17 protein-coding genes are annotated in these 15,010 nt (G+C 71.0%); 4 read left to right on the forward strand and 13 right to left on the reverse strand.

The features are described from left to right. Positions 1-209: 209 nt before the first annotated feature. The gene (locus tag VGL85_RS05675) at positions 210-626 is read left to right on the forward strand and encodes a hypothetical protein (protein ID WP_331586896.1); all 417 of its coding nucleotides are present in this window, start codon (positions 210-212) and stop codon (positions 624-626) included. 136 nt (positions 627-762) lie between these two features. Here the strand turns inward: VGL85_RS05675 and VGL85_RS05680 are convergent, their stop codons facing one another. The 9 genes from VGL85_RS05680 to VGL85_RS05720 all read right to left on the reverse strand — a co-directional run bounded on the left by VGL85_RS05680 (position 763) and on the right by VGL85_RS05720 (position 8,872). Continuing rightward, on the reverse strand, positions 763-1,254 hold the full coding sequence (locus VGL85_RS05680) for an ATP F0F1 synthase subunit B (RefSeq protein WP_331586898.1): 492 nt from the start codon (positions 1,252-1,254) through the stop codon (positions 763-765). A 4-nt stretch (positions 1,255-1,258) separates the two neighbouring features. Further along, positions 1,259-1,783: a hypothetical protein gene (locus VGL85_RS05685; protein ID WP_331586900.1), complete on the reverse strand. Its 525-nt coding sequence runs from the start codon at positions 1,781-1,783 to the stop codon at positions 1,259-1,261. Positions 1,784-1,800: 17 nt separating this feature from the next. Further along, positions 1,801-2,061 (reverse strand): F0F1 ATP synthase subunit C, encoded by a 261-nt coding sequence (locus VGL85_RS05690; protein WP_331586902.1) that lies wholly within the window; start codon positions 2,059-2,061, stop codon positions 1,801-1,803. A gap of 38 nt (positions 2,062-2,099) precedes the next feature. Then, the gene (locus VGL85_RS05695) at positions 2,100-2,927 is read right to left on the reverse strand and encodes a F0F1 ATP synthase subunit A (RefSeq protein ID WP_331586904.1); all 828 of its coding nucleotides are present in this window, start codon (positions 2,925-2,927) and stop codon (positions 2,100-2,102) included. An 8-nt stretch (positions 2,928-2,935) separates the two neighbouring features. Beyond that, positions 2,936-3,199, reverse strand: coding sequence for an AtpZ/AtpI family protein (locus VGL85_RS05700; RefSeq protein WP_331586906.1), 264 nt, complete (start codon positions 3,197-3,199; stop codon positions 2,936-2,938). A 289-nt stretch (positions 3,200-3,488) separates the two neighbouring features. Next, entirely contained in the window at positions 3,489-6,932 is a 3,444-nt protein-coding gene (locus tag VGL85_RS05705; protein WP_331586908.1) for an AAA family ATPase, read from the reverse strand. 7 nt (positions 6,933-6,939) lie between these two features. Next, positions 6,940-7,572 carry a DsbA family protein gene (locus VGL85_RS05710; protein ID WP_331586910.1) on the reverse strand — a complete coding sequence of 211 codons (633 nt, stop codon included), beginning with the start codon at positions 7,570-7,572 and terminating at the stop codon, positions 6,940-6,942. Positions 7,573-7,579: 7 nt separating this feature from the next. Next, positions 7,580-8,206: a DsbA family protein gene (locus VGL85_RS05715; protein ID WP_331586912.1), complete on the reverse strand. Its 627-nt coding sequence runs from the start codon at positions 8,204-8,206 to the stop codon at positions 7,580-7,582. 93 nt (positions 8,207-8,299) lie between these two features. Further along, positions 8,300-8,872: a DUF721 domain-containing protein gene (locus tag VGL85_RS05720; RefSeq protein ID WP_331586914.1), complete on the reverse strand. Its 573-nt coding sequence runs from the start codon at positions 8,870-8,872 to the stop codon at positions 8,300-8,302. A gap of 106 nt (positions 8,873-8,978) precedes the next feature. On the opposite strand from VGL85_RS05720, the gene mutY reads away from it, so the two are divergent. Then, on the forward strand, positions 8,979-10,037 hold the full coding sequence (mutY, locus tag VGL85_RS05725; RefSeq protein WP_331586916.1) for an A/G-specific adenine glycosylase: 1,059 nt from the start codon (positions 8,979-8,981) through the stop codon (positions 10,035-10,037). Here mutY and VGL85_RS05730 read toward each other — a convergent pair. Both VGL85_RS05730 and VGL85_RS05735 read right to left on the reverse strand, forming a co-directional pair. Beyond that, entirely contained in the window at positions 10,034-10,453 is a 420-nt protein-coding gene (locus VGL85_RS05730) for an SRPBCC domain-containing protein (RefSeq protein WP_331586918.1), read from the reverse strand. The genes mutY and VGL85_RS05730 overlap by 4 nt on opposite strands. A gap of 62 nt (positions 10,454-10,515) precedes the next feature. Continuing rightward, on the reverse strand, positions 10,516-10,830 hold the full coding sequence (locus VGL85_RS05735) for a helix-turn-helix domain-containing protein (RefSeq protein ID WP_331586920.1): 315 nt from the start codon (positions 10,828-10,830) through the stop codon (positions 10,516-10,518). A gap of 84 nt (positions 10,831-10,914) precedes the next feature. Between VGL85_RS05735 and VGL85_RS05740 the strand changes: the two genes are divergently transcribed. Further along, positions 10,915-11,277, forward strand: a complete 363-nt coding sequence (locus VGL85_RS05740; RefSeq protein ID WP_331586922.1) for a VOC family protein — start codon at positions 10,915-10,917, stop codon at positions 11,275-11,277. A 61-nt stretch (positions 11,278-11,338) separates the two neighbouring features. On the opposite strand, the gene VGL85_RS05745 is transcribed toward VGL85_RS05740, so the two are convergent. After that, positions 11,339-12,418: a site-specific DNA-methyltransferase gene (locus VGL85_RS05745; protein ID WP_331586924.1), complete on the reverse strand. Its 1,080-nt coding sequence runs from the start codon at positions 12,416-12,418 to the stop codon at positions 11,339-11,341. 219 nt (positions 12,419-12,637) lie between these two features. Between VGL85_RS05745 and VGL85_RS05750 the strand changes: the two genes are divergently transcribed. Then, on the forward strand, positions 12,638-13,570 hold the full coding sequence (locus tag VGL85_RS05750; RefSeq protein ID WP_331586926.1) for a PEP-CTERM sorting domain-containing protein: 933 nt from the start codon (positions 12,638-12,640) through the stop codon (positions 13,568-13,570). Here the strand turns inward: VGL85_RS05750 and sthA are convergent. Continuing rightward, entirely contained in the window at positions 13,507-14,967 is a 1,461-nt protein-coding gene (sthA, locus tag VGL85_RS05755) for a Si-specific NAD(P)(+) transhydrogenase (RefSeq protein ID WP_331586928.1), read from the reverse strand. The two genes, VGL85_RS05750 and sthA, sit on opposite strands and share 64 nt — an antisense overlap. Positions 14,968-15,010 lie beyond the last annotated feature (43 nt).

Consider the following 15,010-nt stretch of genomic DNA (forward strand, 5'->3'; position numbering starts at 1 on the left):
TCGCGCCAGAGGCGAATTTCTTGTGTCTGGCGTGCATCGGAGTGTGGCGCCGGCGCCATCGCCGGCCAAATCCACAATCTGGCCGAAATTTAACCCAGCCGGCGCCTTTACGAGTCCAAGGTGCGTTCGCATATCAGGTTTACGCAGCGGCGGTTCGACCTCCCCTTGAGTCGTGCGCGCGTCATCAGGTTAGATCCGTGACTTTCGCCATGCCTTCGCTGCGCGTGCACCGCGCCTCCGACGAGTTTGCCCGCGACTTGCTCGCGCGGATGACCCGTTGGCTGCTGCTGGGCTTGGGCGGCCTGTTGATCCTGGTCGGGATCGTGGCCGAGGTGGTCCCACCGCCGATCCACTTCATGGGGATGCCGCTGATCGTCATCGGGCTGATGATGGTGCTGCGCAACTCCTTCAAGGCGCGTCGCCGCTTCGTCGAGATGCAGCGGGCCCACCCGAAGGTGGTCTTCCCGATGCGCCGGCTCCTGCGACGCGAGCCGGAGGTGATGCTGGTGTTCTGGCAGCAGTACCTGCGGGTCGAGCGCGTGGTTCTGCCGCGCCGCTACCGTTTCGCGGTCCGCTCGCGCCGGCGCTTCAAGCAGCGCTTTCGCCGCCCGCTGGCCACCGCCTGACTTCGCCGCTCGTCCCGGCGCAAGCCGGGATCCATACGACGCTTCAGAAATGACAACGCCCCGGAAGCTCAGGCTCCGGGGCGTTTTCTTCGAACGCCGCTTGGGTTCCGGCTTTCGCCGGGATGAGCGGCCGACCTTACTGCAGCTTGCCGGCCAGCTGGCCGATGGCCGTGTCGATCAGCGGGTCGGCCTTGGCGCCGGCGATGCGCGAGGCCAGCACCTGCTCGGCCATCTGGGCGGCGAGTTCGCCGGCCGCGGCCTTCACCTCGGCGGTGGCCTGGGCTTCGGCGGTGGCGATGCGGCGCTCGGCCAGTTCGCCGCGGCGCTGGATCTGCTCGGCGAGCTTCTCCTGGGCCTCGGCGTGCATGCGCCGGGCCTGCTCCTCGGCGTTGGCCAGGATCTCCTTGGCCAACTGCTCGGCGTTCTCGCGGTCGGCCTGGATGCGGTCGAGCAGGCCTTGAGCCTCCTGGCGCAGGCGGGTCGCCTCGTCGAGCTGGGCGCGGACCTTGTCGCCCGCGTCGCCCAGGGTCTTCCAGGCAAGCTTGTGCGCGCCGGCGACCACCAGGACCACCACGAAGACCACGAAGGCCGCGCCAACCCAGAAGTGGGCGGAAGTCAGCAGGTCCATGGTCCTAGGCTCTCCTGGCGGCGGTGAGTTCCACCGCGGTCGCGGCCTTGCCGGTCAGCCGCCCGACGATGGCGCCGGCCGCGTCCGACGCGATGGCGGCCACATTGCTCATCGCCGCGTCGCGCGACTTGGCGATCCGCGCCTCGGCCTCGGCGCCCTTCTCGGCAAGCTTGGCCTCTTCCTCGGCGAGCCGGGCGGTGACCTCGGCCTGGGCCCTGGCGCGGGCTTCGGCGGCGACCCGCTGGGCCTGGGCGCGAGCCTGGGCGGTCTCCGCCGCCGCGGCCACGGCCTGGGCCTCGGCTTCGTCCTTCAACCGCCGCGCGTCGGCGATGTCGCCACTGATCTTGCCCTCGCGCGCGCCGATGGTGCCGCCGACCCGCGGGGCCGCGAACAGGCGCACGAACAGCAGCATCGCCACGAAGACGATGACCAGCCAGACGATCTCGCCCGGCCACCATTGGAGGTCGAGTTGCGGCAGGCCGCTGCCGGAATCGGCCGGCGCCGTGCTGGCTTGGGTCTCGGTCGCCATCGGCGATCTGGCTCCGGCTACTTAACGCCGTAGATCAGGATCAGCGAGACCACGAACGAGAACAGGCCCATGGTTTCGGTGAGCGCCATGCCGAGGAACAGCATGGTCTGTTGGCTGGCCGCGCCCGCCGGGTTGCGGATGGCGGCTTGCAGATAATTGCCGAACAGCACGCCCAGGCCGATACCGGCGCCGATCATGCCCGAGGCGGCCATGCCGGCGCCGATGAGCTTGGCGGAAACGTGGAAGTCGATGACGGAAGCGGCGTGGGTGGGATCCATTGGGATAGTCCTCTTGTCGGAAGTCTGTTGGGTTGGGGCTAGTGGCCGTGACCGAAGTTCACGACCTCGTTGAGATAGACGGTGGCCAGCGCCGCGAAGACGAAGGCCTGCAAGGCCGCCACCACCAGCTCCAGGCCGGTCAGGATGACGATCATCGCGAAGGAAAGCGCGCTCGGGACGAGATAGATGGAGGACAGGCCGCCGGAGAGGCCAAGGATGCCGAGCGCCACCACGAAGGAGCCGAACAGGCTCAGCACCACGTGGCCGCCCAGCATGTTGCCGAACAGACGCAAGGCCAGGGTCACCGGCCGGATGAAGTAGGACAGCATCTCGATCGGCACCATGAAGATCAGCATGACCTTGGGCATGCCGGAGGGCGCGAACAGGGTCAGGAACTTCGGTCCGTGCTTCACGAAGCCCAGGAAGAAGATGCTGAAGAAGGTCAGGACGGCCAGGGTCGCGGTCACCGCGATCTGCGAGGTCACCGCGAAGGCCAGGCTGACGCCGGCCAGATTGCCGAACAGCAGCAGCACGCTCATCAGGTTGAGCACCAGGATGAAGATGAAGAGCGTCAGGAGATAGGGCACGTATCGCCGCCCGTCGGGCCCCAGGATCGGCCCGACCAGCACCCGGTCGATGACGTTGTAGAGCGCCTCGGCGGTGGCCTGCCCGCGATTCGGCACGATCTCGCGCCGGGCGGTGAGCGCGAAGAACAGCATGATCAGGATCGCGGCCGCGAACATGCTCACGACGGAATTGGTGATCGACATGTCGATCGTCAGCCCGCCGACGTGCAGGGGCGGCAGGGGCACGATCTTGTAGATCGCGAACTGCTCCATCGGGTCGATGGCGGGTTGGGTCGCCATGTTCGGCCTTAGTCCTCGTCTTCGTCATCGGGGACGCTCGGCGCAGACGCCTGGCGTTCCATTGCAATCCGGCTCGCCTTCGCCGCGGAGGTGACCGCCGCGAAGATCGAAACCCCTCCGCCGATCAGCAATCCGCCGATCAGGCCGAAGGGGGATGTTCCCGCGAAGTGATCCACGAGCCAGCCTAGGCCGACACCCCCGAGCACCCCGCCCACCACTTCGCCTAAGAAGCGGTACCCCTGCGCCATGGCCGCGTAAGTGTCGCCACTCACCTTGCGGGTCTGGGCCGCCTCAGCCGCTCCCAAGCGCTGATCGAGGCTGGCTAGGGCCTCGTCCGGCGATTCATTGGGGTGAGGCATACGTCAGACGGCCGGCAAGACCATGACGTCGCCGCCACGGCGGGGGCTTTCGGGTCGCGCGGAACCTATAGACCGTGTTGCGGCGCGTCAAGGCTGGGCGAATGTCGTTTATCACCTTGTTTTCTAACGGCTTTTGTGAGGTTGCAGCACAAGGGGCGGTCGGTGGGGCGCCGCCCGCGTCCGGCCCCGCGCCGGCCGCGGCCTATTGGGCCGCCATGGCCTCCGCCTGGCGCAGGTCGACGCTGACCAGCTGGGACACGCCGCGCTCGGCCATGGTCACCCCGAACAGCCGGTCCATCCGCGACATGGTCACCGGGTTGTGGGTGATGGCGATGAAGCGGGTCTCGGTGCGCCGGCGCATCTCGTCCAGCATGTTGCAGAAGCGGTCGACGTTGGCGTCGTCGAGCGGCGCGTCCACCTCGTCCAGCACGCAGATCGGCGCCGGCTGGGCCAGGAAGACCGCGAAGATCAGGGCCGTGGCGGTCAGCGCCTGTTCGCCGCCGCTCATCAGGCTCATGGTCGCCATCCGCTTGCCGGGCGGGCAGGCGTAGATCTCCAGGCCGGCCTCCAGCGGGTCCTCCGAGTCCACCAGCCGCAGCTCCGCCTGGCCGCCCTGGAACAGGGCCTGGAAGAGGGTCTTGAAGTGGTCGTTGATCACGTCGAAGGCGGCGACCAGGCGATCGCGGCCCTCGCCGTTCAGCTCGTCGATTCCCTGGCGCAGGCGCGCGATCGCGCCGGTGAGGTCGCTGCGCTCGGCCTGCATCACCGAAAGCCGCTGGGCGTGCTCGGCGGCCTCTTCCTCGGCGCGCAGGTTCACCGGGCCGATGCCGTCGCGCTGGCGCTCCAGATTGTAGAGGTGGGCCTCGACGCCGCCGGCGTCGGTGGGGATGGCGACGGCCTCGTCGGCCAGCTTGCGGGCCAGGGCCTCGGGCTCGATGCGGGCGGTCTCGCGGATCTGGGTGGAGACCTCGGCCAGGCGGCTGGCCGCGGCCTCGGCGTGGGCGGCCAGGCTGGCGCGGACTTCGCGGGCCTCGGAGGCGGCGGTTTCGGCGGCGCGCAGCGCGCGGTCCGCCTCGGCGCGTTCGTGCTCGGCGCCGGCCAGCGCGTCGGACGACTTGGCGCGGCGGGCCTCGGCCACCGCCAGCTCGTCCAGCAGGGCGGCGCGGCGGGTCTCCAGCGTCGCCGGCGCCTGCCGCGCTCTGGCGAGTTCAGCTTCTGTCTTCGTCCGGGCGGCGGCCAGCACATCCAGGCGCTTGGCGGCGGCGGCCGAGCGGCGGGTCCAGTCCTCGCGGTCGGCGACGAGCAACTCCAGCCGCCGTGCGCGGCCGCCCTTCTCACGGACCTCCAGCTCCAGGGCCGCGCGGGCTGCGGCGGCGGCGTCCCGGGCTGGACCGGCGGCGGCGCGGGCGGCGGCCAGGCGCTGGGCCAACTCCTCGCTGTCGCTCTCGCTGGCCGCGGCGGCCTGGGCTGCCTCGAAAGCCTGCTCCAGCTCGGCGACCTCGGCCACGAAGCGGGCGATCACGTCGTCCAGCGACGCGGCATGGGCCTCCTTGCGGGCCGCCTCGCGGTCGAAGCGCTCCAGGGCGGCGCGGGCGGCCAGCGCCTTCTGCTCGGCGGCCGGGGTCTCGCGGCGGGCGGCGCGCAGGGCCTCCTCGAGCGCGGCCAGGCCGCCGGCGGCGTCCTTGGCGGCGGCGCGCGCGGCCTCGGCCTTGGGCGACAGCGCCTCAATGTCGTGCTCGACCTCGGCCAGGCGCGTCCTCTGCTCCAGGCGCACGGCGGCGGGCTTGGGCGCCTCGGCGCGCGCCGTGAAGCCATCCCAGCGCCAGAGATCGCCTTCCCGGGAGACCAGGCGGCAGCCGGGCTGGAGCGCAGCCTGCAGCGCATCGCCCTCGGCGCGGTCGACCAGGGCGGTGAAGGCCAGGCGCGCGGCCAGGGCCGCGGGCGCCTTGACCAGGCCGATCAGCGGGGTCGCGCCCTTGGGCCACGCCGGCGGCTCGGCGTCCCGGCCACCCCAGAAGGCCGGCGCCGAGCGATCGAGGGCGGCGTCCAGGTCGTCGCCCAGCGCCGCGGCCAGGGCCTTCTCGTAGCCGCGGTCCGGCGACACGGAATCCAGCGCCGGGGCGAAGCCGCCGCGCTTGGCCTGGGCGACCAGCGCCGCCAGCGCACGGGCCTCGGCGGTCAGCCGGCCGAGCTGTTCGTCCTGCTTGCGGGCCGCCTCGCGGGCGGCGGCCTCGGCGGCCTGCGCCGCGACCCGTTCCTCCTCGGCCTTCTCCAGGGCCAGGCGGGCGGCGGCGAGCGCGGCCTCGGCGGCCTCCAGCTCGGCCTTGGCCTGGGCGGCCTGGGGGTTGGCGACCTCGCCCAGCGCGGCGCGCTCGCCCTTGGCCTGGTCGAGGGCGCGCCGCGTGCGCGACAGCCGGGTCTGCGCCTCCTCCACGCGGTGGGCGGCGGCGGCGCGAACCGCCTCTTCCGCCGCGGCCTGGGCGGCGAGCGCCTCGACCTCGGCGTCGGCGGCGGCGCGGGCGGCTTCGGCGGCCTTGGCGGCGGCCTCCAGCTCCGGCGTCCGCTCCGGCGCGGCGGCGATGGCGGCCTCGAGCGCGGCCACGTCTTCCGCCAGCCGGGCGAGCGCGGCGGCCGCGTCCTCGACGATGTGCTCCTCGCGCGCGCGGTCGGCGTCGATGCGGGCGGTGTCGCCGGTCAGCCGCTCCACCTCCGCGGCATGCGCCTCGTGCTCGCGGTCCAGCCGGTCCTTGTCGATGGCCAGCTTGTGCAGGATGGCCGCGGCGACGGTCTCGGCCTCCCTGAGCGGCTTGATCGCCTCGTCGGCGGCGGCGGCCCGGGTCGTGGCGGCCGCTGCGCCGGCGGCCGTCTCCTCCACCGCGCGGACGGCGGCGGCGGCTTCGGCGGCCAGGCGCTCGGCGGACTGCGCCGCCTCGGCCCAGCGGGCGTAGAGCACCGCGCCCTGCAGGGCGCGGATCTCGGCCGACAGCTTCTTGTAGCGCTCCGCCTGGCGCGCCTCGCGCTTCAGCCTCCCGAGCGTCGACTCCAGCTCGCGCGCCATATCCTCCAGCCGCGCCAGGTTGGCCTCCGCGGCGCGCAGGCGCAGCTCCGCCTCATGGCGGCGCGAGTGCAGGCCGCTGACCCCGGCCGCCTCCTCCAGGATCATCCGGCGATTCTGCGGCTTGGCGGCGATCAGCTCGCTGATCTGGCCCTGGCGCACCAGCGCGGGGGAGTTGGAGCCGGTCGAGGCGTCGGCGAACAGCAGCTGCACGTCGCGGGCGCGGACTTCGCGGCCGTTGATCCGGTAGGTCGAGCCCTCGCCCTTGTCGATGCGGCGCACCACCTCCAGCACCGGGGCGTCGTTGAAGGCGGCGGGTGCGCGGCGGTCGGCGTTGTCGATGGTCAGCGCCACCTCGGCGTGGTTGCGCGAGGGCCGGCCCGCGGCGCCGGCGAAGATCACGTCGTCCATGCCGCCGGCCCGCATGGCCTTGGCGGAGTTGGCCCCCATCACCCAGCGCAGCGCCTCCAGCAGGTTCGACTTGCCGCAGCCGTTCGGGCCCACGACGCCAGTGACGCCGGGTTCTATCCGGAACTCGGTCGGATCGACGAAGGACTTGAAGCCCGAGAGGCGCAGCCGCTGGAAATGCACGGGAGGTCTAGCGGCCTCCCGCCTTCAGGGCCGCCTGGATGGCGGCGTCCATCTCGGCCGGCGTGGTCGGCGTGGGATCGAGCCGCTTGCCGTTGACGAAGATGGTCGGGGTGGAATGGACGTCATCCTGTTCGTCGGCGCGCTGGGCGCGGCCGGCGACCGCCTGGGCCGCGGCCTCGTCCGAAAGGCAGGCGTTGAAGTGCGCCTCGTCGACGCCGTTGGCGGCGGCGATGTCCTTGAAGATCGGCTTGATGTCGCCCTGGGTCCAGCGCGCCTGGCTGCGGAACACCTGGTCGACGACGGTGAAGTACTTATCCGGCCCGGCGCAGCGGGCGATCATGAAGCCGGCGGCCGCGACATTGACCGGCTCGGTCAGCATCTCGCGCAGGGTGTAGCGGACCTTGCCGGTGTCCACCCACTTGGCCTTGAACGGGGCGAACACCGTCTCGTTGAAGTGGCCACAGTGCGGGCAGGCCATGGAGGCGTATTCGATCACCTGCACCCTGGCGTTGGGATTGCCCAGGCTCATGTCGTCCGGCCGCGAGGCGGGCGGAGCGGCCGCCCGGGCGGCCGAGGCGATCGCGGCGCCCGCGCCGGCGAGGACGGTGGCGGCGATCGTGAAGGTGCGGCGGTCCAGCATCGGCGTCCTATCCCGCCGCCTTGGCGATGGCGGCGTCCAGTTCGGGCAAGGTCATCTCGCCCTCGATGCGCCGCCCATTGATGATGAAAGTGGGCGTAGACGTGACCTTGTCCACCTTCTCGTGCCGCTCGACCCGCGCCTCCAGGGCCTTTTCGGCGTTCATGTCCTTGAGGCAGGCTTCCATCTGCGCGTCGCTCATGCCGCCCGGATTGGCCGCGATCCGCTGCAGCACGCCCTTGGGATCCTTGGTGGCGACCATCTCCTCCTGGCCCCGGAACACCGCGTCCAGCACCGGGAAATAGCGGTCCTTGCCGGCGCAGCGGGCGAGCAGGAAGCCCGCCGCCGCCAGGGCCTCCGGCTCGGTCAGGAACTCCTTCAGGGTGTAGCGGACCTTGCCGGTGTCCACATACTTGGCCTTGAAGGCGGGAAAGACCTCCATGTCCCAGCGCGCGCAGTGCGGGCAGCTCGCCGAGGCGTACTCCACCACCTGCACCTTCGCCTTGGGATCGCCGAGGCTCATGTCGTCGGCCTGGGCCACCGAGGCCGGGTCCTGGGCGCGCGGCGCGCAGGCGGAGACCCCGCTCAGCGAAAGCCCGGCGGCGAGAAGGACGGCGATGATGCGGCGCTCGGCCATGCGTCTAGGGAGTCTCCCAGAGGGAGCCGAGTTAAGACCGATTCCCACCGCGCCCAAGACGGCGCAACGCCCCAGGGGCCAGACTCCTGTGGGTCAATCGTCGAACTTGCCGGCCTTGGGCGTGCGCGCCTGGCGCAGGACGCCGCGACCCAGGGCGAGCAGGGCGGCCTTGAGCTTGCCCTCCGGGGCGGCGGCCAGGTCCTGCTGCAGCCCCGCCTCGGCGGCGGCGTCCAGCGGCGGCAGGCGACGAGGGCGACTGGCCGGGAGTTCGGCCTTGTTCTGCAGCGGCCCCTGGACGATGCGCAGCTTCTGCACCGCGTCCGCCCCCAGGAAGATGTTCACCCGCGCCAGGATCTCGTGCGCCTGGTGCTGGATGATCGCCGCCGCCGGCCCGGCGACGCGGATCTCCAGCGAGGACGGCCCGCCGTTGCGGCCGCGGACCAGCTTCACCGGCTCGGTGCGCTTGGCGATCTCCGGGCCCACCACCTCGCGCCAGCGGGCCTCCAGCGCGCCGCCGCCCTGGCTGAACCGGGCGTCGAGCGGCTTGAGGCTGCGGTTCACCGCCCGGCTGAGCGGCGGCGGCGGACGGCGCTGCGGGCGCGTGCGCTTGCGGCCGAGGATCTCTAGCGCCTCTTCGTGGCTGGGAAGGTCGCGGCGGCGGGGCATGGGCCACTCTAACCTCCGCTCATTCCCGCGGAAGCGGGAATCCATGCGGCGCCTCAGCCTGGATCCCCGCCTTCGCGGGGATGGGCGGGAATGTTAGGGACCGAACGTGAACCCCGACCTTCTCCGCGCCCAACTCCTGGCCTGGTACGACGCCAACGCCCGCGACCTGCCCTGGCGCGTGGGGCCGAAAGCCCACGCCGCCGGGGTGCGCCCCGATCCCTATCGGGTCTGGCTGTCCGAGGTGATGCTGCAGCAGACCACCGTGCCGCACGTCATCCCCTATTTCCTGAAGTTCACCGCCCGCTGGCCGACGGTCTCAGCCCTGGCGGCGGAGCACGACGGCGAGGTGATGGCCGCCTGGGCGGGGCTCGGCTACTACGCCCGCGCGCGCAACCTGCTGGCCTGCGCCCGGGCGGTGGCCGGCGACCACGGCGGCGTCTTCCCCGACACGGAAGAGGCCCTTCGGACCCTGCCGGGGCTCGGCGCCTATACCGCCGCGGCGGTGGCGGCGATCGCCTTCGACCGGCCGGCCAATGTGGTCGACGGCAATGTCGAGCGGGTGATGGCCCGGCTGTTCGCGCTCGAGGCGCCCCTGCCGGAGGCCAAGCCGGAGCTGAAGCGCCTGGCCGGCGAGCTGATCCGCGATCTCCGCCCCGGCGACTGGGCCCAGGCGCTGATGGACCTGGGCGCGACGGTCTGCAGGCCCAAGGCGCCGCTCTGCGAGCGCTGTCCGATCGCCGCCCACTGCGCGGGGCTGGGAACCGGCGCGCCGGAGGCCTTCCCGCGCAAGAGCGCCAAGGCCGAGCGGCCGCACCGGCACGGCGTGGCCTATGTGCTGACGCGGGGCGAGGAGGTGGCCCTGGTGCGCCGCCCGCCAAGCGGCCTTTTGGGCGGCATGCTGGGCCTCCCCACCAGCGACTGGCGGGCCGGGCGCTGGAGCGAAGCCGAGGCGCTGGCCGCCGCCCCGGCCCATGCCCAGGTCAAGGCCGCCTGGCGCGGCGTGGGCGAGGTGGAGCACGGCTTCACCCACTTCACGCTCACCCTGCAGCTCTATCGCGCGGAGGGCGAGGCGAAGGACGTGATCTGGACGCCGCGGCGGGGTCTCGACGCCCTGCCCAGCGTCTTCCTGAAGGCGGCGCGAGCCGGGCTGTCGAACCTGCTCTAGTTCATCACCGCCTTTTCGAGGTCCTTCAGCAGGGCGGCCCAGGTCTTCTCGTACTGGGCCTTCATCTTGGCGTCGGCGTCAGGGTCGACACCCTCGGCCGGCGCCTGGGTCACGGTGACCCTGGTGCCCGCGCCCCTGTCGGAAAGCTCGAAGGTCACCAGATGGGTCTTGCCCGGCGCGGCGGAGCTTTCATGGGTGTAGCTCAACCGCTTGCGGGGCTCGAAGGACCGGATTTCGCCGCGGTCCACGAAGGGCTTGCCGTCCGCCTCGCGGCGCAGGGTGATAGGGTGGCCCACGGTCCAGTCGGTGCGGACCTCGGCGCCCATCATGAACTCCTTCATCGCGTCGCGGGACGTCAGGGTCTCCCACACCTCCGCAGGATGGGCTGGAATCAGACGTGAGACGCTGGCGGTCATCGGAACCCTCCTTCACTCCGTCGGTTAGAACGCGAGCGAGCGGTTCGAGGTCCCCGCGCGCGTCAACCTGCCGCAGGCGCGCGGACCCAGGGTTTCAGGACCTGGTAGATCGGGGGCGTCGTGGGCCCGTCGCGCGTGACGTCGATCAGGTGACGCCGATTCGTCAGCTGGCGCACCGCGTTCTGTACGGACGATTTCGACAGTCCGGTCTCCAGCGCGATGCCGGCCAGGCTGGCGGCGAACCGCCGGCGCCCGCCGTCGGTGCGGGCCCAGAGCCACAGATAGACCAGGAAAGCCGAGGGCGTGTGGTCATGGCCGACCAGGTCGCGCATCAGGATGTCGACCACATAGGGATCGAGTTCGATCTTGCGAGTCATGATCGTTACTATAGCAATTATCGGACGGATTGCCGCCCCGCTCCGCGATCCGGCAAAGCTTCCGCGAAAACCACGGAGCGCCGCATGATCACCCACCTGAAGTTCGCGGGCCTGCCCTGCCGGGACCAGGAGCTGCAGCTCAAGTTCTGGACCGAGAAGATGGGCTTTCGGGTCACCACCGACCAGCCCATGGGCGGCCAGCGCTGGATCGAGCTGGCGATCGGCGGCAGCCAGACCGGCCTGGTGCTGTTCACCCCGGAGGGTCACGAAGACCGCGTCGGAACCTTCTTCAACGGCTCCTTCGCCTGCGACGACGTGGAGCAGACCCACCGCCAGCTGTCCGAACGCGGCGTGGAGTTCCGCGGCCCGCCGGAGAAGCAGCCCTGGGGAACCTTCGCGGTCTTCAAGGACCCGGAGGGCAACGAGTTCGTGCTGAGCTCGCGCTAGGACCGGGCAGCTCGCGACCCTCCTCCCACAGGGGGAGGAGGACGCTTGGATGCCGATGCGCCTAAGCCGCCATCCCCTGGCGGACCTTGGCGCGCAGCACGTCGATCGGGGCCAGACCCTTGTCGGTCTTGAAGTGCCAGTAGGTCCAGCCGTTGCAGGCCGGCTGGCTCTGCACCATGGCGCCGACCTTGTGGATCGAGCCGGTCAGGTCGCCGGCCACCAGGCTGCCGTCGGCGCGCACGCGCGCGGCATGGCGCCCCTTGTCGTCGTAGAGCACGTCGCCGGCGCGCAGCAGCCCTGCCTCGACGATCTGGCCGAAGGGGATGCGCGGCTCGGTCTTCTTGGAGCCCATCACCGCCAGGTCCTCCGGCGCGACCGGGGTGACGGTGGCGATCCGCGCCTTGGCGAGCGCCACATAGTCGCTCTCGCGTTCGATGCCGATGAAGCGGCGACCCAGCCGCCGGGCGGCCGCGCCCGTGGTGCCGGTGCCGAAGAACGGATCGAGGATCACGTCGCCCGGCCGGGTGGAGGCCAGGATCACCCGGTGCAGCAGGGCCTCGGGCTTCTGGGTCGGGTGCGCCTTCTGGCCGGCGGCGTCCTTCAGCCGCTCCTCGCCGGTACACAGCGGCAGGCTCCAGTCGGAGCGCATCTGCAGCTCGTCGTTGGCCATCTTCATGGCGTCGTAGTTGAAGGTGTAGCGCTTGCCGCCGCGCGACTTGGCCGCCCAGATCAGGGTCTCGTGCGCATTGGTGAAGCGCGTGCCCTTGAAGTTCGGCATCGGGTTGGACTTGCGCCAGACGATGTCGTTCAGGATCCAGAAGCCCAGGTCCTGCAGCGTCGCGCCAACCCGGAAGATGTTGTGGTAGCTGCCGATCACCCACAGCGCGCCGTCGTCCTTCAGCACCCGGCGGCATTCCTTGAGCCAGGCGTTGGTGAAGGCGTCATAGGCCTCGAAGCTGTCGAAACGGTCCCAGTCGTCGTCGACGGCATCGACCTTGGAGTTGTCGGGCCGCAGCAGGTCGCCGCCGAGCTGCAGGTTGTAGGGCGGGTCGGCGAACACCAGGTCGACCGAACGGTCGGGGAGCTTCTGAAGCTCCGCCAGGCAGTCGCCCTGCAGGATGGTGTCGGCCGATACGCTCATGTCTGACCCGATGGTTCGAAACCCGGAGTCAGAATCTGCGGCCCTTATGGTGAAGGGTCCGTTGCCAGACTTGGTGAACGAGACCTTAAGCCGGTCCCCATGGCCAAGCTTCGGATTGCCGCAGGGGCGTGGCGCCACAGGTTGTAGCGCTACAATTCAAGATAGGTGCTGCGCTCGCTCGACACGCGAACAGGCGAGTCGGGGGCAACGGGCGCCACCATGTCAGACGAGACCACCGCCTCGGCCGATTCCGCCGCCGACGCCGCGCTGGAGCGGCGGCGTCGCCGGCGCCTGGCGGCCTATACGATGCTCTGGACCCTGATCCTGGCGCTGCTGCCCAGCATGCTGCAGATCGAGCCCCCGCGCGGGGCGCGCCTCGACGCCCTGCGGGTCCTGGGTCAGGCCGACGGCGCATCCGGCGGCCCGCGCCGCGGCCGCCATCGCGGCCGGGCCAGCGCGGCGGCGACGACCCGGCCGGCGCCGGTCAACTATGGCGCGCTCCGTGAAGCCGGGCCAACCGAACTTGCGCTGCAATCCGGGCTGGCCGGCAATGTCCCGCAGGCCGTGCAGGACATCGGCCCGCTCAGCGTCTCCGACCCGATGCCGGTCTCGACCTCGCTGCTGGGCGCCAATCCCGCGACGGCGGCGGCCTTCTCGTTCCCGAACCTGCCGTTCACCAGCCTGCCGAGCCTGGTCACCGGGCCCTTCATCTCCAATCCGGGCGCGCCGCCGACGCCGGTGACGCCGCCGGTCACGACCAATCCGATCGATCCGGGCACGCCGGGCGTCAGCCCGAACCCGCCGGTGATCGTCACCCCGCCCACTACGACGCCGACGCCGCCCGACGACGGAAACCCGATCGTCTCGCCGCCGACGGTTATCCCGCCGGACGGCCCGCCCGTGGTGGTCGTCACCACGCCCACCGATCCCGGCGATCCGGGAACGCCGCCGATCACGGGCGATCCGGGTCTGTCTCCGCCGGGCGGCAGCACACCGATCGTCGCGCCGGCGGGCGTGCCGGAGCCCTCGACTTGGGTCGAGTTGATCGGAGGTTGCGGTCTGGCGGGCGCCCTGCTGCGCCGCCGGCGTCAGCCGCCGACGACCTTCCTGGCCCGCTCCAGCGCCTTGACGGTGGTCTCGCGGCTGGGCTGAACCCGCGGCATGCGGTTCCAGGCGTCCAGGGCGGCGACCTTGTAGGCCTCGGCCAGCGTCGGATAATTGAAGGTGTTCTCGACGAAGTAGTCGAGCGTGCCCTCCAGGTTCAGCACCGCCTGGCCGATGTGGATCAGCTCGGTCGCCCCTTCGCCCACGATGTGGACGCCCAGCAGGCGGCGCGTCTCAAGCGCGAACAGCATCTTCATGAAGCCGGACGAGATGCCCATGATGTGGCCGCGCGAGGTCTCGCGGAACCGCGCCACGCCGCACTCGTAGGGGATGCCGCGCTCGCGCGCCTGCTCCTCGTTCATGCCGATGGTGGAGATCTCCGGCACCGAATAGATGCCATAGGGGAAGAACTCCGGCGCATGCTGGGTGGGCGCGCCGAAGGCGTGGCAGGCGGCGATCCGGCCCTGTTCCATCGAGGTGGAGGCCAGGCTCGGGAAGCCGATGATGTCGCCGGCCGCATAGATGTGCGGCTGGGCGGTTTGGAAGCTGTCCTTGTCGACGCTCAGGCGGCCGCGGGCGTCGGTCTCCAGGCCGCAGGCGGCCAGGTCCAGGCCCTCGGTCGCGCCTTCGCGGCCGGCGGAGAACAGCACCATGTCGGCGTGCAGCTCGCGGTCGTCGGACATCTTCAGGTGACAGTGCTGCGACCCGACCACGTCGGCGGCCACCACCTTGGCCCCGAAGCGGACGATCACCCCGCGTTCGCGCAGGTCGTGCAGGAATTCGTCGGCCAGCTCGCGGTCGAGGAACGGCATCAGGACGCTGTTGGGCTCGATCAGGGTGACCTTCACGTCCAGGGCCGAGAAGATCGAGGCGTACTCCACGCCGATCACGCTCGCGCCCACCACCACCAGCTGGCGCGGAATGCGGGTGATCTCCAGGATCTCGTCGGAATCGACGATGTGCTCGCCGTCGAAACCGATGTGCGCCGGGCGGAACGGGCGCGTCCCGACGGCGATCAGGAACTTGTCGGCGGTGTAGTCGGACATACCGGCCGAGCCCAACACGGAGATCGAATGGGCGCCCGTGAAACGGGCCACGCCCTCGATGGTGTCGACGCCATTGCGGGCGAACTGGTGCTCGAGCACCTCCACCTCGTGGTTGAGGGTGATGTCCAGCCGCCGGCGCAGGTCCTCGGCGCCGATATGCTTCTTGGCGCGATAGGCCGCGCCATAGAAGCCGCGCTCGCGCCAGCCCGAGAGGTTCAGCACGGTCTCGCGCAGGGTCTTGGACGGGATGGTGCCGGTGTGCACCGAGACCCCGCCGACCCGGCGGCCGCGTTCGATCACCAGCACGCGCTTGTTGAGCTTGGCCGCCTGGATCGCGCCACGGCGCCCGGCGGGACCCGACCCGATGACGATCAGGTCGTAGTGATTGTTCTCGTGCAACGTCGTCCCCTCCCGGCCTTCTGCGGGCGGAGTAACCTTAAGC

Source organism: Phenylobacterium sp. (assembly GCF_036501465.1).
In the GTDB taxonomy this organism is placed as follows: domain Bacteria; phylum Pseudomonadota; class Alphaproteobacteria; order Caulobacterales; family Caulobacteraceae; genus Phenylobacterium.